We start from the raw sequence: 19,142 nt of genomic DNA on the forward strand, positions 1-19,142 counted from the left end.
GGCCGCCACGTCAGAAGAAGCCCCGCGCGCTGCAGGGCGCAGCCGTAGTGCGCGTACGGGCGATGGGATAATGCGCGTTCGCCTGAACGACGCACTACGCCAACATGTCTGCTTCCGATTCCTCCGTGCCGCGCGGCACGCTCATGATCCAGGGCACCACGTCCGATGCCGGCAAAAGCACGCTGGTGGCCGGTCTGTGCCGCCTCGCGCGGCGCGCGGGCGTGCGCGTGGCGCCGTTCAAGCCGCAGAACATGGCGCTGAACAGCGCGGTGACGGCCGATGGCGGCGAGATCGGCCGCGCCCAGGCGCTGCAGGCCATCGCCGCGGGCATCGAGGCGCATACCGACCTCAACCCCGTGCTGCTCAAGCCCAATAGCGATCTGGGTTCGCAGGTCATCATCCACGGCAAGGCGCGCATGAATCTGAATGCGCGCGCCTACCAGAGCTACAAGCCGCTCGCGCGCGAAGCGGTACTCGAATCGTACGGGCGGCTGCGCGCGGGCTACGACACCGTGTTCGTGGAAGGCGCGGGCAGTCCCGCCGAGATCAATCTGCGCGCCAACGACATCGCCAATATGGGCTTTGCCGAGGCCGTCGATTGCCCGGTCGTGCTGGTCGCCGATATCGACCGCGGCGGCGTGTTCGCGCATCTGATCGGCACGCTCGCGTGTTTATCGGAAAGCGAGCGCGCGCGTGTGAAGGGCTTCATCATCAACCGGTTTCGCGGCGATCCGACGCTGCTCAAGCCCGGCCTCGACTGGCTGGAGGCGCAGACCGGCAAGCCGGTGCTGGGCGTGGTGCCGTATCTGCACGGCTTGACGCTCGACGCCGAGGACATGCTGCCGGGCGCCGCACACACACACGCCCAGGCGGGCGGCGAGGCGCTGCGCGTGGTCGTGCCGGCGCTGCCGCACATCAGCAATCACACGGATTTCGACGCGCTGCGCGTGCATCCGCAGGTCGAATTCAGCTATGTGCGCGCGGGCAACGCGCCGCCGCCCGCCGATCTGGTGATCCTGCCGGGCTCGAAAAACGTGCGCGACGATCTCGCGTGGCTGCGCGCGCAGGGCTGGGACAAGGCGCTGGAGCGGCATCTGCGCTATGGCGGCCGCGTGATCGGTATTTGCGGCGGCATGCAGATGCTGGGCCGCGCGATCGCCGATCCGCATGGCGTGGAAGGCGAGCCGGGCGCGGTGGAAGGCTTCGGCTGGCTCGACTACGAAACGGAACTCACGCGCGAGAAGACGCTCAAGAACGTGTCGGCGACACTTGCGCTGGACGGCGCGGCCCCGGTGCGCGGCTACGAAATCCATATGGGCGTAACGCGCGGCCCGGCGCTGGATGTGCCCGCGCTGCGCGCGATGGCGCGGGACGGCGAAGTGGATAGCGAAGCGGACGCAATGCTCGCGGACGGCGCGCAATCGGCCGATGGACAGATTCTCGCGACCTACGTGCACGGGCTGTTCGACACGCCCGAGGCATGCGCCGCGCTGCTGCGCTGGGCGGGGCTCGCAACGGCGCAGCAGGTGGACTATCCGGCGCTGCGCGAAGCGTCGCTCGAACGGCTGGCCGATACGCTCGCGGCCAGCCTCGACTTGCCGCGCCTGTATGCGGCGATGGGCTGAGGCGTCGTTAAGGTCGCTTCAGTACAGCACCATCTGCGTGCAACGGAACAGGGCGGTGGTTTTGCCGTCCGGGCCGGTCACGGTGGCGTCCCAGATCTGCGTGCTGCGTCCCAGATGCACGCCCGTCGCGACGACGCTCAGACGCCCTTCGCGCGCGGTGCCGAGGAAGTTGCTCTTGAGTTCGATGGTCGTGAAATTCTTCGCCGTGGCCGGCAGATGGGCGAAGCAGCCGTAGCCGCAGGCCGTATCGGCGAGACAGATCACGGTGGCCGCGTGCAGAAAGCCGTTGGGCGCGAGCAGTTCGCTGCGGATATCGAGTTCCGCGCGCAGGATGCCCTGTTCGATCGAAACGGCGCGAAAGCCGATCAGTTCGGGCAGGCGGCCGCGCTGGCGTTCGTGCAGGGAATCGAGGGTGACGTCGGTGCGCAGCGTGCTCATGAGGCGAAAGTCTCCGTTGGATGGGGCTGAATAGGGTTTTTCGCGCTGCTTTGGCGCCTCGGGTGGCGCCGGGTTAGCCTTTTGGGGGCTTCGACCCCGCAGCATTTGCCGATATTATCGGACGGTTGCGTGATCGGCATCGGCCGGTTTCGCAGGCGGCATGGGTCGCTGGGGCGCGTCTTCAGGCTTCATGCACGGGCACACCACAATACGCAACAACAGCGCGCGGCCCCAGCGGCCACAGCGCGCGAGACGCATACGGAAAGACAGAATCGGCAAACCGGCTGGCTTCGCGCCAGCCATCCTGACGGGAGCATTCATGACGGTGATTGTGGTGGCGAACCCCAAGGGCGGCGTCGGCAAGAGCACGCTGTCCACCAATCTGGCCGGCTATTTCGCGGCGCAAGGCGAGTGGGTCGCGCTCGCCGACCTCGACCGGCAACAGTCGGCGCACGCCTGGCTCGACCTGCGCCCGGCCTCGCTGCCGGCCATCGAAAGCTGGCAGATCGACCTGGACCATCCGGCCAAGCCGCCCAAGGGGCTGGAGCATGCCGTGATCGATACGCCGGCGGGCCTGCACGGCAACCGCCTGAACACGATCGTCGAGCTGGCGGACAAGGTGATCGTGCCGCTGCAGCCGTCGATGTTCGACATCCTCGCCACCAAGGACTTCCTCGACCGGCTGGCGAAGGAAAAAGCGGTGCGCAAGGGCGCGATCCAGGTGGGCGTGGTCGGCATGCGGGTGGACGCGCGCACGCGTTCGGCCGAGCAGTTGCAGCGTTTCGTGGAAGGGCTGGATCTGCCGGTGCTCGGTTATCTGCGCGATACGCAGAATTACGTGCAGATGGCGGCGCACGGGCTCACGATCTGGGATGTCGCGAAAAGCCGCGTGGAGAAGGACATCGACCAGTGGCAGTCGATTCTCACGTGGGTGAATGCGAAGTAAGCCGCCACGCGAGCAATGAAAAACGGGAGCCATCGGGCTCCCGTTTTGACGACTGGAACGCTCAGGTCCAGTTCTGGGTCGGCACGTGGTCGCGGCTGCCCTTGATGCGGTTGTTTTCGTCGACGAACACGAGGTCGGGCTTCCAGCCGGCCTTGAGTTCGGCTTCATCGACGTTCGCGAAGGCGGCGATGATCACCAGATCGCCCAGTTGCGCGCGGCGCGCTGCCGAACCGTTCAGCGAAATCATGCCGCTGCCGCGCTCGCCCTTGATTGCGTAGGTCGAGAAACGCTCGCCGTTATTGATGTTCCAGATGTCGATGCGCTCGTTTTCGACGATATTCGCCGCTTCGAGCAGGTTTTCGTCGATCGCGCACGAGCCTTCGTAGTGCAGCTCGCAGTGCGTGACGGCCACGCGATGGATCTTCGACTTAAGCATGTTGCGTTGCATGGAATGTCTCCTCGGGCGGACGGGCGCGCGGCCCGTCGCAGCAGATTCGGTAAAGGCGTGAGCTTGAGCGGGAGCGGTCCGGAAACCGCGCTCAGATCTCGAGATTGTCGATCAGGCGCGTGGCGCCGAGCTTGGCGGCGGCCACCACCACGAGCGGCGCTTCCGCATCGGCCGCGACGACGGGCGTCGGCGGCAGCAGGTTCGAGCGCTTGCGGATGGCGATGTAATCGGGCTTCCAGCCGCGCGCGGCGAGCGCCGCCATGGCTTCGAGTTCGAGTTGCGGGAAGTCGCGGCGGCCGGCCAGCACCGCGGCGCGGATCGCCTGCAGCGCGACTGCCAGTTGCGGCGCTTCGGCGCGCTCGGCATCCGACAGATAACGGTTGCGCGAGCTCAGCGCGAGGCCGTCCTGGTCGCGCACGGTTTCGGCGGCGATCACTTCGGTCGGCAGCGCGAACTGCTGGCACATCGCGCGCACGATCATCAGCTGCTGGTAATCCTTTTTGCCGAACACGGCCACGCGCGGCTGCACGCACGACATCAGCTTCATGACGACCGTGCAGACGCCTTCGAAGAAGCCCGGACGGAACTCGCCTTCGAGGATATCGCCCAGATCGTGCGGCGGGCGCACGCGGTATTCCTGCGGCTGCGGGTAGAGGTCACGCTCGGTCGGCGCGAACAGCACGTAGACGTTTTCCTTCTGCAGCTTCTCGATATCGGCTTCGAGCGTGCGCGGATACTTGTCGAAATCCTCGTTCGGGCCGAACTGCAGACGGTTGACGAAGATGCTCGCGACGACCGGGTCGCCGTGCTGGCGCGCGAGGCGCATCAGCGAGAGGTGACCTTCGTGCAGATTGCCCATGGTCGGAACGAACGCGGTGCGGTTTTGGCCGCGCAACTGGTCGCGCAGTTCCTGAATCGAGCTGATGACTTTCATGATCGGATGCGTTATGCCTCGCGCGGGGCAAGACGGGGTTGCAGCACACGGCGGGCCCGCAGGGCGGCCGGCCGGATGGCGTGCCCGGGCCCGGTCAGGGGCAGGCGCGGGCGATTGTAGAGGATTTGAGCGTGCTGCGCAGCCGCTTCGGATACGGGATTATCCTGGCTCGGCGTGATGGGGCGGGATGCCGCGCGATGCTTTCAAGTTACTTTCACGTGACGTTCAGTGTGACGGCAGGATGGCGCTCGGGCGCCGGAAATAGTGCTGGGGCGCCTGTCTTAAGCCGCCGCACCAGGCGTCAGACCGGCAGGTAGGCGAGGCGCACGTAGATCGGCGCGAACGGCTCGGCCTGGGTGATTTCGAGCAGCGATTCGCGCGCGAGTTCGAGCATGGCGATGAAGTTGACCACGACCACGGGCACGCCGCGCGTCGTATCGAACAGCTCGGAAAATTCCATGAAGCGCGCGCCCTGCAGCTTGCGCAGGATCACGCTCATATGCTCGCGCACCGACAGTTCCTCGCGCGAAATCTTGTGGTGCTGCACCAGCTTCGCGCGCTTGATGACGTCGGCCCACGCGGCGCGCAGGTCGTTGCTGTCCACATCGGGAAAGCGCGGCGTGATGCTCTGCTCGATATAGACCTCGGCGCGCAGGAAGTCGCGGCCCAGTTGCGGCAGCTTGTCCAGACGCTGCGCGGCCAGCTTCATCTGCTCGTATTCGAGCAGGCGGCGCACGAGTTCGGCGCGCGGGTCTTCGGCTTCTTCGCCGGTGTCGGCCTTCTTGACCGGCAGCAGCATGCGCGACTTGATCTCGATCAGCATGGCCGCCATCAGCAGATATTCGGCGGCGAGTTCGAGATTGGTCTTGCGCAGTTGTTCGACGTAGCCGAGGTACTGCGTGGTCACATCCGCCATCGGAATGTCGAGCACGTTGAAGTTCTGCTTGCGGATCAGGTACAGCAACAGATCGAGCGGACCTTCGAACGTTTCGAGAAACACCTCGAGCGCGTCGGGCGGAATGTAGAGATCTTGCGGAAGCTTGAAGAGCGGCTCGCCGTACAGGCGCGCGAACGCAACGCCGTCGACCGTGTCGGGCGTCGAATCCGTGGCGCTGGCATCCGCATGCACGGGCGCGGGAGGCGAGGCTCCCGTGGACCCGTCTACGGGCAGGCTGGCCATGTCAGGCCGTTCGGCGCCGTCGGCTTCGGCCATCAGAAGTTCTGGTAGTAGACGTAGGACGTCTGCTTGACGCGCGAAGCCTGCTGGCGCTCGCGCTCGTCGAGGTCGATCGGCTGCTTGTCCCACAGGAGCGAGCGGCCCTTGCGCTGCTGCTCTTCGAGTTGCGGCTTTTGCTCTTTGAGCTGGTTCAGAAACTGGGTGATGTCCGACTGATACATGGCTGACGTCCGTCGAGTGAGGCGGCCTTCCTGTCAGTGTCTGGCGGCCGCCGATGATTCCGGTGTTCCGGATTGGCCGCAATTTTACAGCAAGCGATGCGAGCGGAACATCCGCCCGGGCGATGCGTCGAACCCGCGCGACGGCCTTGCGCGGGGCCACATCCGCGCCTTGCCGCGCATAGGGCGGTTGTGCGCTGTTGCAATGAGTTGCACACGTTTGCGCCGCATCCTGGGGTTTTCACGCGCTGTTGTGGTGAAATAACGCGTTTGCGCCCGTGCGGCCCGCAAGCGGAGCGCGGCCAGGGCGGCGCGCGCATCGGAAAACAACAGCCGGAGGTCCTGTTTGGCGGGAAGGGTGATTGAAGCATCACGCGCACGGCCGTGCCCCGAGCGTTGCCGGCGCGATGTCCTCGCGACGCCGCCGGGCCACGCCGCGCGCCTGCTCGCCGGTATTTCCGCCTTCGTTTCGGTGCACGCCGGTGCCAGGCTGGCGGCCAGGCTGTCTGTGTGGCTGGTCGCCGGACTGGGCGCGAGCCTGATCGGCGCGACGCCCGCCTGCGCCGCGCTCACCGACCTGCTGCCCTGGTCGCACGCCAAAACCTACTACGACGTCGATATTCAGGCCACGCCGCGCGATCTGCGCAAACTGCTCGAGGCGCATCTGGATATCGCGCGCTTCGCCAAACGCGAAGACGTCAGCGACGACCAGTTCGAATTCCTCGTCACGGCCACGCCGCAGCAGGTGCGCGATCTGGCCTCGACCGACGGCTATTTCACGCCGGTCGTGCGCACCGACGTCCATACCGACGAAAACGGCCGCCGGATCGTGCGCGTGATGGTCGATCCCGGCCCGCGCACGAAGATTTCCTCGGTCAGTCTGAACTTCACCGGCCCTGTGCTCACCGAAGATCACGCGCAGGAAAACGCCACGCGCTTCGCGTTCTCGCTGCACGAGGGCGACGCCTTCACGCAATCCGACTGGGACGGCGCCAAGAACGCCGCGCTGCGTGCGCTGCAATCGCGCCGCTATCTGGCCGCGAAGATCTCGCATTCGGAGGCGCGCGTCGATCCGCAGCGGCACGACGCGAAACTCTCCGTGACTTTCGACAGCGGCCCGACTTTCACGATGGGTCAGGTCGACATTTCCGGGCCGCGGCGCTACCCGGAAAATATCGTCTCCAATGTGAACCCGCTTTCGCCGGACGAGATCTACGACGTCAACCGCGTCACCGAACTGCAGCGCCAGGTCCAGAACACGCCGTATTACGCGAGCGTGGCGATCGACGTCGACGATAACCCGCAGAAGCCGCTGCAAACGCCGGTGCACGTGAAGGTCAGCGAGTATCCGTACAACAACTTCCGCGGCGGTGTGGGCTATTCGACCGATACCGGCGCGCACGTGCAGGGCTCGTACACGTATCTCGATACCTTCGGCGCGGCGTGGCCGTTCCAGGTCTCCGGGCGTCTCGATCAGATCCAGCAGTACGGGCAGATCCAGCTTTCGATGCCGCCGGGGCCGCGCGCGTGGACCAATAGCGCGCTCGTGTCCTACACGACCACGGACGTCTCCGACACCAACATCTACAGCCTGCGCATGGGCGTGCAGCGCACGCGCACCTCGCAGAACATCGACTACGCGTACTCGCTGCTCTACTACCAGGACCGGCTCACGCAGAACGCCGCCGGGCCGACCACGAGCCGCGCGCTGGTGCCGTCGTGGTCGTGGACGCGCCGTAACGTGGACGATCAACTGTTCCCGCGCTCGGGCAACCTGATTCGCGTGGAAGCGGGCTTCGCCGTGAAGGGCGCGGCGTCCGACGCCACCTTCGTGCGCGGCTATATGCGCGGCCAGCAATATCTGCCGATCGGCCACAGCGACATCGTGCTGTTCCGCGCGGAACTGGGCGGCGTATTCACGTCGAGCAGTTCGTCCGACGTGCCCGCTTCGCTGCTGTTCCGCGCGGGCGGTTCGAACTTGGTGCGCGGCTACGGTTTCCAGAGCATCGGTAACGATGTCGATGGCTCGATCCTGCCGGCCAAGTACCTGGTGACGGGATCGGCGGAATATCAGCACTGGTTCAGCCACGACTGGGGCGGCGCGGCCTTCTTCGATGTGGGCACCGCCACCGATACCTGGGGCGAAAAAGTCTTCTATCCGGGCGCGGGCCTGGGCGCGCGCTGGCGCAGCCCTGTCGGCCCGGTCAACCTCGATCTGGCCTATGGCTTTCGCGAACGCAGAGTGCGGCCCTATCTGACGCTGGGAATCGCTTTCTGATGACGACCTACGCCACTTTCCCACGCTGCATGCGGGCGCCCACTGTCAGGGAGGCGGCATGAGCGCGCGTGAAGGGCTGCGCCGGTGCGTGTGGGCGGCGACGCTGTTCGCAATGCCGCCGGGCGAAGGCGCGGCGTCCGACGCGCCTGCCGAAAACGGCGCCGCGCCCGACGCGCAACCGCCCGCGCCGAAGCGGCGCGGCCGCAAGCTGCTGAAGGATTTCGCGTGGCTGTTCGTGGTGCTGCTGCTGATCGTCGCGCTGCTGGCGGGTGCGCTTTACGGCGCACTCACGACCGAGCGCGGCACCGCATGGGCCTGGCGCGCAGCGGTCAAGGTGCTGGGCGGGCAACTGGCGGGCACGCTCGACGGCGGCACGCTCGCCACGGGCGTGCGGCTGCGCAACGTCAGTTGGCATGGCGCCGACGGCACGACCGCCACGGTCGATCGCGCCAGCGGCGAATGGAAGCTGGAGATCAACAAGAATCGCCCGTGGCGCTTCGTGCTGAGTTATCTGCACATCGGCGATATCGATCTGCGCATCGTGCCGTCGGGCGAAACGTCGACTACGCCGATGTCGCTGCCCAAGGATTTGCGCCTGCCGATGGCGCTCGATATCCGCGATGTGCAGGTGGCGAAGCTCACGCTGCATCAGGGCGCGAGCGCCACCGAGTTCTCGCATTTCGCTTTCCATGGCAGCAGCGATGGCCGCCATCACGAAGCCGCCGTCGAGCAGCTCGATACGCCGTTTGGCGCGGTCAGCGCCGAAGCGAAGCTCGACGGCGTGCAGCCGTTCGCGCTCGCCGGCACGCTCGGTTACGCGGGCAAGGTCAATAACGAAGACGTGCAGGTGAACGCGAACCTCGACGGTTCGCTCGAAGCGCTGGGCGCGGATGTGACGGCGAGCGGCATGAAGCTCACCGGCCGCGCACATCTGGAGGCCGCGCCGTTCGCGGCCGTGCCGCTCAAGCGCGCGACGCTGGCGTTCGATCACGTCAATCCGCAGGCATTTTCGCCGGGTGCGCCATTCGCCGATCTCGCGGTGCGGGCGGATCTGCAGCCTGCGCAACACGGCGTCAAGCCGTTCGTGCCGGAGCCGCGTGGATCGGCTGCGTCGGCGGCATCGGCGGTTTCGGCGGTTTCGGCGGCGAAGGCGCGTGGCGCTTCCGCCGGCGCTCGCGCGGATCAACTCGCGCCGGGTGCATCCGCCGCGAGCGCGGCCAGCGCACCGTCGTCGTCCACCGCGCACGACAATCCCAATGCCGCAGGCTTCACGGTCGCGGGCAGCGTGTCGATCGTCAACGCGAAGCCCGGCGCGATCGACGCGCAACTGCTGCCGCTGATCGACGCGCGCACCGATGTCGTGCTCGACGCCCACACGCAACGGCTCTCGAACCTCAACGTGCGGCTCGTGAAGAACGCGACGGTAACGGGCGGCGGCGCGATCAGCGGGCGCAATGGCCGCTTCGATCTCAAGGTGGCGAATCTCGATCTCAACGCGATCCAGGCGAGCGTGCGCCCCACGCAGCTGGCTGGCCCGATCACCGTGCGTCTGGCCGACGATGTGCAGAGCCTCACGCTCGATCTCGCCGATCCGAAGGCCGCGCTGCGCGCGCAGGGCAAGGTGACGCTGGACCCGGCGCGCATCTCGTTCAACGACGTGCGCGTGAGTTCGGGCACGGGCCGCATCGACCTGTCGGGCGCGCTCAAGCACGACGCGCATTCCAGCTACACGCTCAAGGCTTCGCTGACCGATTTCGATCCGCTCTCGCTGCTGTCGCAGGCGCCGGGCAAAGGCCCGGAACATACGCCGCCGAGTCCCGCGCAGCAGCCTGGCGCGCGCACCGAAGCGCAGCGCAACGCCGAAAAGAACGCGCTCGATCCCAAGCGCAGCCTGGCGCTGAATCCTGCCGCGAATCCCGCGCTGAATCCGGCGCAATCGAGCGAGCAGGCCGCCGCTCAGAACGTCGCGCGCAATACGGTGCAGACGCAGCCGTCCGCATCGCAACCTGCAACACAGGCGACAGCAAAGCCCGCGCGCAAACCCGCTGCAAAAGCACCCGCAAAGACGCCCGCAAAAGCACCCGCGCGCCGTATCGAAGCGCGCATCACCGGCACGCTCACCGCCAGCGGCACGCTCGCGCCCGAACTCACCACCAAGGCCGAATTCAAGCTCGGCCCGAGCGTCTACGACAATCTGCCGCTCACCGGGCAAGGGCTGATCCAGCTGGCCGGCACGCGCATCCTGCCCAGCCGCGCGAATCTGTCGGTGGCCGGCAATACCGTCGATCTGCAAGGCAGTTTCGGTGCGCGCGGCGATCGTCTGCGCTTCAAGATCGATGCGCCGCAACTCGACCATCTGGGTTTCGGCGTGGCGGGGCAGGTAGCGGCGAACGGCGATCTGACCGGCACCTTCGCGCATCCCGACGTGTCGCTCGACTACAAGGCCGATCACGTCGCGTTCGGCGATAACCGCCTCGGTCACGCCGAAGGTCACGCCGAACTGCACGACGGCGCGAACGGCGCGCTCGCCTTCAGCGCGGACGCGAGCGGCATCGCCGCCGGCGGCGCGGAAATCTCGACGCTCACCGCGCGTCTCACCGGCACGCGCGCGAAACACCAGCTGACTGCGAGCGCGAAGGGCAAGGTGCAAGGCCAGCCGATCGACGTGCAGGTCGCCGCCAACGGCAAGCTCTCCGATACGCGCGAAGGCACGCGCTGGGACGGCACCGTCACGCAGTTGCAGAACCGCGGCGCGCCTGATATCGATCTGAAGTCGCCGCTCACGATCAGCGCCGGGCCGGGCAAGGTGACGCTCGGCGCCACACGTCTGACCGCGTTGGGCGCGACGCTCGACCTCAAATCCTTCGATCTCGATCACGGCCGCATCCGCTCGGCGGGTTCGCTCACGACCGTGTCGCTTGCGCGCATCATGCAGTTCCAGCAGCAGCTCACGGGCCAGCCATCGAGCCTGAAAACCGATCTCGTGTTCGACGGCGATTGGGACTTCTCGGTCGGCCCGAGCGCAAGCGGATATATCCAGATCAAGCGCCGCTCGGGCGATATCACCGCCGAAATCGGCCGTGGGCTCGCCTCGGTCGGTATCGGCGATCTGAGTGCGCGCGCGGCATTCAGCGGCGGCAATCACCTGAATCTCACGGCGCACGCGCAGGCGAGCCGCGTGGGCGTGCTCGACATCGACGCGAATACGGCGCTCACGCCGCGCGACGGCATGCTCGCGCTCGGCGACGAAGCGCCGCTCGGCGGCACGATCAAGGCCAATATTCCTTCGCTCAAGACCACGGGCGGGCTGCTCGGGCCGAGTTATCTGCTCGACGGTCATATCGCGTTGCAGCTTGCGCTGGGCGGCACGGTCGCGAAGCCGAACGTGTCGGGTTCGCTGATCGGCGACGGGCTTTCGGCCACGCTCGTCGATCAGGGCATCCAGTTGAAGGACGGCGTGGTGCGCGTGATGCTGTCGAAGAATCTGGTCGATTTCCAGCAAGTGGAGTTCCACGGCGGCGACGGCACGCTGCGCGCGACCGGGCGCGTGCGTCTCGATAACGCCGAACCCGATCTCACCGCGAGCATCGTCGCCGACAAGCTCGAACTGTTCGCCGCGCCCGATCGCCATTTGTCGCTCTCGGGCAGTGCGAGCATCGCGAACGGCGGGCATCTGGGCGGCATGCAGATCGACGGCAAGTTCACCGTCGATCGCGCGCTGTTCGACATGCCCGAGTCGGCCGCGCCGGAACTGGGCGACGACGTCGTGATTGTGCGCCCGGACGGCACCACGCGCGGCGGCACGCCGCCGCCCGCCGTGCAGGCGCAGGAAGCGTCGGACAAGCCCGCGCCGCGTTTCGCGCCGCGCGCCAATATCGACATCAATCTGGGCCGCAGTTTCCGCTTCCACGGCATGGGCGCCGATCTCGGTCTGGCCGGCACCATCACGGCGATGAGCGCGCCCGATGTGCCGTTGCGCGCGGTGGGCAATGTGCGCGTAACCGAGGGTTCCACGTACACGGCGTTCGGCCGCAAGCTCAACATCGAAAACGGCTTCTTCACCTTCAACGGGCCGGTGGCGAACCCGGGCATCAATATCCTCGCGATGCGCCGCAACCAGCAGGTGGAAGCGGGCGTGCAGGTGACCGGCACGGTGCAGGCGCCGGTGGCCAAGCTGATCTCCGAGCCGAACGTGCCCGATAACGAAAAGCTCTCGTGGCTGCTGTTCGGTCACGGCACGGATCAGGGCAATAACGTCGGCCAGCAAAGCGCGATGACGACGGCGCTGGCGCTGCTCGGCAGTGCGAGCGGCAAGCGCATTGCGCAGGAGGTGGGGCTCGACGAATTCTCGATCGGCCGCAGCGAAGTGGGCCTGACCGATCCGCAGGTGGTGATGCTCGCCAAGGCGATCAACGAATGGCTCGTGCTCGGCTACGAGCAGGGGCTGCAATCGGCGTCGAACGCGATCAAGGCGACGTTGAACCTGACGCGCTACTGGTCGGTGACGGCTTACGGCGGCACCTTCTACGGCGCGGACATTCAATATACGCGGCGCTTCGACCGGATTCGCTGGTAGCGCGCGGCGGAACGCAGGCGAAAAAAAAGCACACCCGAGGGTGTGCTTTTTTACGTCAGGCCAGCGAGCGGGCGCTTAACGCACGCGCATGCCCGGCTTGGCGCCGCTATGCGGTTCGAGGATGTAGAGGCCCGGTTCGGCCTTCTCGTCGGCGGCGGAAGCGGCGAGCACCATGCCTTCGGACATGCCGAACTTCATCTTGCGCGGCGCGAGGTTCGCGACCATCACCGTGAGCTTGCCCTTGAGGTCTTCCGGCTTGTAGGCCGAACGGATGCCCGAGAACACGTTGCGCGTCTTCTCTTCGCCCACGTCGAGCGTGAGTTGCAGCAGCTTGTCCGAACCCTCGACGATATTGCAGTCGACGATCAGCGCCACGCGCAGATCGATCTTCGCGAAATCGTCGATGGAGATGACTTCCGGCGTTTCATCGGCAGCGGGCTTTTTCGCTTCCTTCGATGCCTTCGACTTCTTGTTCGCGTCGGCGGCAGCGGCGGGTGCGTCGGTCGCCTGCAGCGAATCGCGGTTGGCGGCCAGCAGCGCTTCCAGTTGCTTCGGATCGACGCGCGTCATCAGATGCTTGTACGCGTTGATCGGCTGCTGCGACGACAGCGCGCGGCCGGCATCGGCCCACGTGAGCGGCTCGATCGCGAGGAACTGCTCGACGCCTTGCGCGAGTTGCGGCAGCACCGGCTTGAGCGCGAGCGACAGCAGGCGGAACGCTTCGAGGCTCACGCTGCACGACTCGTGCAGCGCCACGGCGTTGGCCGGGTCCTTCGCCTGTTCCCACGGCTTGGCCGTATCGACGTAACCGTTGACTGCGTCGGCCAGTTCCATCGTCTGACGCAGCGCGCGGCTGTACTCGCGTGCTTCGTAGTGCGCAGCAATCTGCGGGATCGCGGCGCGCAACTGTTCGAGCAGCGGATGCTTCATCGCGCTGTCCTGCACGCGGCCTTCGAAGCGCTTGATCAGGAAGCCCGCGGCGCGGCTGGCGATATTGATGTACTTGCCCACCAGATCGCTGTTCACGCGCGCCTGGAAGTCTTCGAGGTTCAGGTCGAGGTCTTCCATCGTGCTGTTGAGCTTCGCGGCGAAGTAGTAGCGCAGCCACTCGGGGTTCAGGCCCGTGGTGATGTAGCTTTCGGCCGTGATGAAGGTGCCGCGCGACTTCGACATCTTCGCGCCGTCCACCGTCAGGAAGCCGTGCGCGAACACGTTGGTGGGCGTGCGGTGACCCGAGAATTCGAGCATCGCCGGCCAGAACAGCGTGTGGAAATACAGGATGTCCTTGCCGATGAAGTGGTACTGCTCGGTCTTCGTGCCCGGCTTGACCCAGTCCTGGAAGTTCAGGCCGCGCTGCTCGCACAGATTCTTGAAGCTCGCGTAGTAGCCGACCGGCGCGTCCAGCCACACGTAGAAGTACTTGCCCGGCGCGCCCGGAATTTCGAAGCCGAAGTAGGGCGCATCGCGCGAGATGTCCCAGTCGGCGAGCTTCGATTCGCCCGCGTCGCCCAGCCACTCGCGCATCTTGTTGGTCGCTTCCGGCTGCGCCAGACCCGCCACCCAGCCGCGCAGGAACTGCTCGCAGCGCGGGTCGGAAAGACGGAAGAAGTAGTGCGTCGAGGTCTTGCGGATGGGCGTAGCGCCCGAGACCACCGAGTACGGATTCTTCAGATCGGTCGGTGCGTAGGTCGAGCCGCACACTTCGCAGCTATCGCCGTATTGATCCTTCGCGCCGCACTTCGGGCACTCGCCCTTGATGAAGCGGTCCGGCAGGAACATGTTCTTGACCGGATCGTAGGCCTGCTCGATATCGCGCGTCTCGATCAGACCCGCTTCCTTGAGCGCCAGATACACCGATTCCGACAGGACGCGGTTTTCGTCCGAATCGGTCGAGTAGTAGTTGTCGAAGGAAATGCCGAAGCTGTCGAAGTCGCGCTTGTGTTCCTGCCAGACGCGCGCGATCAGCTGCTGCGGCGTGAGGCCTTCTTTTTCGGCGCGCAGCATGACGGGCGTGCCGTGGGTGTCGTCGGCACCGACGTAATAGACCTCGTGGCCATGCATTCGCAGCGCACGGACCCAGATGTCCGTCTGGATGTACTCGACCAGATGGCCGATGTGGATCTGGCCGTTCGCATACGGCAGAGCAGACGTGACGAGAATCTGGCGGCCGCTCTGGACGCTGGATGCGCCGGCGGCGAGGTCGGTGGCGGATGCTGACATAAGTGGTTGGACGTCCGATGTTGCGGGGGAAACCGCGATTTTAGCAGGGCGGGCGCACGGCGCGTTCGGGCTCCGGCGGGGCGCTCGCGTGGCGTCGCGCGTTGTGCTGTGTGCGGTGCAGTGTGTTCTGCAGCGATGCGGGCTGGATCGGCGAGGGCGGCCTGCGCGCAGGCAGGGCGCAGGCAGGGCGCAGGCAGGGCGCACAACGCATCGAAAATGCGGGCAAAAAAAACCGGGGCAGATTGGCCCCGGAGCAACAACGACAAGAGGAGAATGGTGACGCGGCGGCATGACCGCACACGTACCGTAAAGACAGACCGCGCTATTTCGCGAGAGTTCGAAATTTTTTTCGATTGTCTGAAATTGTCCGCGAAGGCCGTGCGGCGAGCCTTTGCGGCAGCAGCGCCTGCGCGCCACATGGGCATCGCCAATGCAAACGGGACGGCTGTGCGGCCGTCCCGTTTGTCCTGTCGCTGTTTTACCGGCGTCGCCCGATCGAGCGTTGCGGCGCCGGCATCACGACATCAAGCCATTACTGCTGATGCTGCGCCGTCGCACGCAGATAGATTTCCACGCGACGATTGGCGGTGCGGCCGGCTTCCGTGCTGTTGTCGGCGATCGGCTGGGTGTCGCCGCGGCCTTCGGCTGCCATGCGCTGCATCGGGATGCCGCGACCTGCCAGGTAGTTGACCACGCTCTGCGCGCGGTTGACCGACAGCGTCTGGTTGTACGCCGGCTGGCCGGTGTTATCCGTATGGCCCACCACCTGCGCGACGACTTCCGGGTTCTGCTGCAGCGTCTGCGCGACCTGGTCGAGCACCGGCGCGAACGACGGCTTGATCGCGTAGCTGTTGGTGTCGAAGGTCACGTTGCTCGGAATGTTGAGCTTGAGCGAGCCGTCCGGCTGCTCGGTGATCTGCGTGCCGGTGCCCTTGGTGGCGCCCGACAGCTTGTTGTGGATGGCCTGCCAGTTGTAGCCGGTGATGCCGCCGACCAGCGCGCCTGCACCCGCGCCGATCGCCGCGCCCTTGCCGCCGCCGAAGATCGCGCCGATCGCGGCGCCCGTACCCGCGCCGACGCCCGTGCCGACGGCCGTGTTGGTGCCCTGCTGGGTTGCGCAGCCGGCGACGAGCGCGCCGACGACAGCGAAGACGGACAGACGGGTCAAGGTTTTTGTGTTCATTTTTCAATCCTCTCTTGAGTGAACGGAAAGGCTGCAATGTGACAACGACCGTCCCCGACAGGCTTCAGGGTCATCGGACGGCGTGCGGCAGCAGCTACTACAATGGCGGCTTGAGCGCTGTGGCGAGACGTCGCGCATCTAGTTGATAGTTGCTCGACGACCGCTTGACAAGCACTGGCCTGGCGCGAAAACGCTGCTGCCGCGAAGCGTGCCTTGCCGCGGGTATTTGCGCAATCCAGCTTAACAATTTCTTTCGATTTACGGCGTCAGAGCGGCACCCCACGGGGCGTGCGGCGCGCCGGATCGTTTATCCCCACGGAGTTTCAATGAGCATTGATCGGGCATTGGTCGACGCGGCCCTGGCGGCCCTCAAGGACCCGGACACGGGCCGTCCTTACACGGTGGCCAAGGGCGTGCGCAACGTCGCGATCGACGGCGAAACGGTTGACGTCGAGATCGTGCTCGGCTATCCGGCGAAGAGCCGCTACGAAGCGATCCGCACGCAGGTGGCGAACGCGCTCGCGGCGGTGCCGGGCGTGAAGGCGAGCCGCGTGACGGTGGGCTTCGAGGTGACCGCGCATACGGTGCAGCGCGGTGTGAAGCTGCTGCCCAATGTGAAGAATATTGTCGCCGTGGCGTCGGGCAAGGGCGGGGTCGGCAAGAGCACGACCGCCGTGAATCTGGCGCTGGCGCTGGCGGCCGAAGGCGCATCGGTGGGCGTGCTCGATGCGGACATCTACGGCCCGTCGCTGCCGATGATGCTGGGTATCAGCGGTCGCCCCGAATCGCCGGACGGCCAGTCGATGAACCCGCTCGAAGGCCATGGTGTGCAGGCCAATTCGATCGGCTTTCTCGTCGATCAGGACAATCCGATGGTCTGGCGCGGCCCGATGGCCACCTCCGCGCTCGAACAGCTGCTGCGGCAGACGAACTGGCGCGAACTCGACTATCTCGTGGTCGACATGCCGCCGGGCACCGGCGACATCCAGTTGACGCTGTCGCAGCGCGTGCCGGTCACGGGCGCCGTGATCGTGACGACGCCGCAGGACATCGCGCTGCTGGACGCCAAGAAGGGCCTCAAGATGTTCGAGAAGGTGGGCATTCCGATTCTCGGCATCGTCGAAAACATGGCCGTGCACGTGTGCACGAACTGCGGTCACGCCGAGCATATCTTCGGCGCGGGCGGCGGCGAGCGCATGGGCAAGGAGTACGGCGTCGAGGTGCTGGGCAGCCTGCCGCTCGATATGTCGATCCGCGAACAGGCCGATTCGGGCGCGCCCACCGTTGCGGCCGCGCCGGACAGCGCCGTCGCCGCGACGTACAAGGCAATCGCGCGCCGCGTGGCGATCCAGATCGCCGAGCGTTCGCGCGACATGAGCTCGAAATTCCCGACCATCGTCGTGCAGAACACCTGATCGCTTGCGCCGTTTTTACGGCGCTTTTGCGACACTTTTGCGTCAACTTTGAAGGCACGCCGCGTGCGCCTTGCATCACCGGGCCCGCGGCGTGTGTTTTTGCGCGCATTTAGGGGCGTTCGAGGGGCACACAGGGCTCGCGGCGGGGCGCCTGCGCGGTATCATGTGGGATTCATGGGTCCGGATCGACGGCCGCAAGGGGCGGCCGTGCGCCGGCAAGAGGATCGCATGGGTAAAGGAAACGACAGGCAGGCGGGGAACGCAGTCGTGCTGGCCGTGGTTGCATGTGCGCTGCTAGGCGGCTGCACGAGCTTCATGGGCCAGCAGGACAAGCGTGCGGGCGCGCAGCTTCAGCCCACCGTCGGCAATCAGGTGCGCGGCACCGTGTCGTTCGTCGAGCATTCGGACGGCGTGCAGGTGAGCTACAACCTGGCCGGCCTGCCGCCCGATTCCGACCATGCGCTGCAGGTGCACGAGCGCGGCGACTGCAACGCCGCCGATGCCACCAGCGCGGGCGCGGTGTTCGCGCCAGCCGCCGAACGCCTGAAGTCCGGCGCGCGCGTGGCGGGCGACCTCGGCAATATTCACGCGGATTCCAACGGCGTCGCGAGCGGCTTTATCGTCGCGACGGACGTGTCGCTCGACGGCGTGCGCTCGGTGCTGCAACGCGCCGTGATCGTGCATCACGAAGCCATCGACCCGTACGCCTACCCGCAGCGCGGCACCGGCGCGGCCATGGCCTGTGGCGTGATCAAGGCGCAATAAGCGGCGAATACGTTGCGAGCAGGCGGCCGTCATTGGCCGCTGCGGCGCGCGCTGGAGCGGCCGCGAGCCGTCCTGTGGAAACCGCTGGTGCGCCACTGAAGCGCACTTCCAGGCACACCGACTCACATCGCGTAAAATAGGCGCCTTTCGCAAGTTCGCAAGGCACCGCCACGGCCCGACGGCCCTGAGCGGGCGCAGGCCGGCCCTGCACGCGTTTTTCTTGCATTTACCTTTTCGTTCCCCGTTTTTTTACTGGACCGCAGCGAGCAACATGGCAATCAAATCCGACAAGTGGATCCGGCGCATGGCCGAAGAGCAGAACATGATCGAGCCGTTCGCGCGCGACCAGATCCGTACGTCGGAAGACGGCCGCAAGATCGTCAGCTACGGCACCTCCAGCTACGGCTACGACATTCGCTGCGCCGACGAATTCAAGATCTTCACGAACATCAACTCGACCATCGTCGATCCGAAGAACTTCGACGAAAAGTCGTTCGTGGACTTCAAGGGCGACGTCTGCATCATTCCGCCGAATTCGTTCGCGCTGGCCCGCACGGTCGAGTATTTCCGCATTCCGCGCAGCGTCCTGACGGTGTGTCTGGGCAAGTCCACCTACGCGCGCTGCGGCATCATCGTGAACGTCACGCCGTTCGAACCCGAGTGGGAAGGCTACGTCACGCTCGAATTCTCGAATACGACACCTTTGCCTGCCAAAATCTACGCGAACGAAGGCGTGGCCCAGGTGCTCTTCTTCGAGAGCGACGAGGTCTGCGAAGTGTCTTACGCCGATCGCGGCGGCAAGTATCAAGGCCAGCACGGCGTCACGCTGCCCAAGACCTGAGTTCGAGCGCACTTAACCCACTGGATTTACGACATACGGGGACCGCTGCGCGTTACATGCAGCGGTCGTTTCTTTTGG

At 65.9% G+C, this 19,142-nt stretch carries 14 protein-coding genes; 7 read left to right on the plus strand and 7 right to left on the minus strand.

The window, feature by feature from the left end; all coding sequences use genetic code 11:
• Nucleotides 1-104: 104 nt before the first annotated feature.
• Nucleotides 105-1,625: a cobyric acid synthase gene (locus U5A67_RS02120; RefSeq protein WP_321814344.1), complete on the plus strand. Its 1,521-nt coding sequence runs from the start codon at nt 105-107 to the stop codon at nt 1,623-1,625.
• An 18-nt stretch (nt 1,626-1,643) separates the two neighbouring features.
• Here the strand turns inward: U5A67_RS02120 and U5A67_RS02125 are convergent, their stop codons facing one another.
• Nucleotides 1,644-2,063 carry a PaaI family thioesterase gene (locus tag U5A67_RS02125; RefSeq protein ID WP_205981165.1) on the minus strand — a complete coding sequence of 140 codons (420 nt, stop codon included), beginning with the start codon at nt 2,061-2,063 and terminating at the stop codon, nt 1,644-1,646.
• 319 nt (nt 2,064-2,382) lie between these two features.
• Between U5A67_RS02125 and U5A67_RS02130 the strand changes: the two genes are divergently transcribed.
• Nucleotides 2,383-3,009, plus strand: a complete 627-nt coding sequence (locus U5A67_RS02130; RefSeq protein ID WP_205981164.1) for a ParA family protein — start codon at nt 2,383-2,385, stop codon at nt 3,007-3,009.
• Between the two features lie 61 nt (nt 3,010-3,070).
• Here U5A67_RS02130 and panD read toward each other — a convergent pair whose 3' ends face one another.
• The 4 genes from panD to U5A67_RS02150 form a co-directional block, all read right to left on the minus strand.
• Nucleotides 3,071-3,457 (minus strand): aspartate 1-decarboxylase, encoded by a 387-nt coding sequence (gene panD / locus U5A67_RS02135; RefSeq protein WP_103701684.1) that lies wholly within the window; start codon nt 3,455-3,457, stop codon nt 3,071-3,073.
• 91 nt (nt 3,458-3,548) lie between these two features.
• Nucleotides 3,549-4,391 (minus strand): pantoate--beta-alanine ligase, encoded by an 843-nt coding sequence (gene panC / locus U5A67_RS02140; RefSeq protein ID WP_321814345.1) that lies wholly within the window; start codon nt 4,389-4,391, stop codon nt 3,549-3,551.
• 301 nt (nt 4,392-4,692) lie between these two features.
• Nucleotides 4,693-5,571 (minus strand): segregation and condensation protein A, encoded by an 879-nt coding sequence (locus U5A67_RS02145; RefSeq protein ID WP_415767684.1) that lies wholly within the window; start codon nt 5,569-5,571, stop codon nt 4,693-4,695.
• 32 nt (nt 5,572-5,603) lie between these two features.
• Nucleotides 5,604-5,789 (minus strand): DUF3460 family protein, encoded by a 186-nt coding sequence (locus U5A67_RS02150; protein ID WP_167062554.1) that lies wholly within the window; start codon nt 5,787-5,789, stop codon nt 5,604-5,606.
• 469 nt (nt 5,790-6,258) lie between these two features.
• On the opposite strand from U5A67_RS02150, the gene U5A67_RS02155 reads away from it, so the two are divergent.
• Both U5A67_RS02155 and U5A67_RS02160 read left to right on the plus strand, forming a co-directional pair.
• A complete protein-coding gene (locus tag U5A67_RS02155) occupies nt 6,259-8,064 on the plus strand; it encodes an autotransporter assembly complex protein TamA (RefSeq protein ID WP_415767685.1) in 1,806 nt (601 codons plus the stop codon).
• A gap of 58 nt (nt 8,065-8,122) precedes the next feature.
• Nucleotides 8,123-12,640, plus strand: a complete 4,518-nt coding sequence (locus U5A67_RS02160; RefSeq protein WP_415767612.1) for a translocation/assembly module TamB domain-containing protein — start codon at nt 8,123-8,125, stop codon at nt 12,638-12,640.
• Between the two features lie 75 nt (nt 12,641-12,715).
• Here U5A67_RS02160 and metG read toward each other — a convergent pair whose 3' ends face one another.
• On the minus strand, nt 12,716-14,860 hold the full coding sequence (gene metG / locus U5A67_RS02165; RefSeq protein WP_321814346.1) for a methionine--tRNA ligase: 2,145 nt from the start codon (nt 14,858-14,860) through the stop codon (nt 12,716-12,718).
• Nucleotides 14,861-15,392: 532 nt separating this feature from the next.
• Nucleotides 15,393-16,043, minus strand: a complete 651-nt coding sequence (locus U5A67_RS02170) for an OmpA family protein (protein WP_205981161.1) — start codon at nt 16,041-16,043, stop codon at nt 15,393-15,395.
• Between the two features lie 326 nt (nt 16,044-16,369).
• On the opposite strand from U5A67_RS02170, the gene apbC reads away from it, so the two are divergent.
• The 3 genes from apbC (at nt 16,370) to dcd (ending at nt 19,064) form a co-directional block, all read left to right on the plus strand.
• Complete coding sequence (apbC, locus tag U5A67_RS02175) at nt 16,370-17,458, plus strand: iron-sulfur cluster carrier protein ApbC (RefSeq protein WP_321814347.1); 1,089 nt, start codon at nt 16,370-16,372, stop codon at nt 17,456-17,458.
• Between the two features lie 228 nt (nt 17,459-17,686).
• A complete protein-coding gene (locus U5A67_RS02180; protein ID WP_205981159.1) occupies nt 17,687-18,223 on the plus strand; it encodes a superoxide dismutase family protein in 537 nt (178 codons plus the stop codon).
• 271 nt (nt 18,224-18,494) lie between these two features.
• The gene (gene dcd, locus U5A67_RS02185) at nt 18,495-19,064 is read left to right on the plus strand and encodes a dCTP deaminase (protein WP_103701669.1); all 570 of its coding nucleotides are present in this window, start codon (nt 18,495-18,497) and stop codon (nt 19,062-19,064) included.
• Nucleotides 19,065-19,142: the final 78 nt, after the last annotated feature.

Source organism: Paraburkholderia sp. J69-1, assembly GCF_905220255.1.
GTDB lineage: Bacteria > Pseudomonadota > Gammaproteobacteria > Burkholderiales > Burkholderiaceae > Paraburkholderia.

Coding starts and splice junctions, on each gene's coding strand:
- U5A67_RS02120 (WP_321814344.1), top strand. CDS start 105: ATGTCTGCTTCCGATTCCTCCGTGCCGCGCGGCACGCTCATGATCCAG.
- dcd (WP_103701669.1), top strand. CDS start 18,495: ATGGCAATCAAATCCGACAAGTGGATCCGGCGCATGGCCGAAGAGCAG.
- panC (WP_321814345.1), bottom strand. CDS start 4,391: ATGAAAGTCATCAGCTCGATTCAGGAACTGCGCGACCAGTTGCGCGGC.
- U5A67_RS02145 (WP_415767684.1), bottom strand. CDS start 5,571: ATGGCCAGCCTGCCCGTAGACGGGTCCACGGGAGCCTCGCCTCCCGCG.
- U5A67_RS02125 (WP_205981165.1), bottom strand. CDS start 2,063: ATGAGCACGCTGCGCACCGACGTCACCCTCGATTCCCTGCACGAACGC.
- U5A67_RS02150 (WP_167062554.1), bottom strand. CDS start 5,789: ATGTATCAGTCGGACATCACCCAGTTTCTGAACCAGCTCAAAGAGCAA.
- U5A67_RS02170 (WP_205981161.1), bottom strand. CDS start 16,043: ATGAACACAAAAACCTTGACCCGTCTGTCCGTCTTCGCTGTCGTCGGC.
- apbC (WP_321814347.1), top strand. CDS start 16,370: ATGAGCATTGATCGGGCATTGGTCGACGCGGCCCTGGCGGCCCTCAAG.
- panD (WP_103701684.1), bottom strand. CDS start 3,457: ATGCAACGCAACATGCTTAAGTCGAAGATCCATCGCGTGGCCGTCACG.
- metG (WP_321814346.1), bottom strand. CDS start 14,860: ATGTCAGCATCCGCCACCGACCTCGCCGCCGGCGCATCCAGCGTCCAG.
- U5A67_RS02160 (WP_415767612.1), top strand. CDS start 8,123: ATGAGCGCGCGTGAAGGGCTGCGCCGGTGCGTGTGGGCGGCGACGCTG.
- U5A67_RS02180 (WP_205981159.1), top strand. CDS start 17,687: ATGGGTAAAGGAAACGACAGGCAGGCGGGGAACGCAGTCGTGCTGGCC.
- U5A67_RS02130 (WP_205981164.1), top strand. CDS start 2,383: ATGACGGTGATTGTGGTGGCGAACCCCAAGGGCGGCGTCGGCAAGAGC.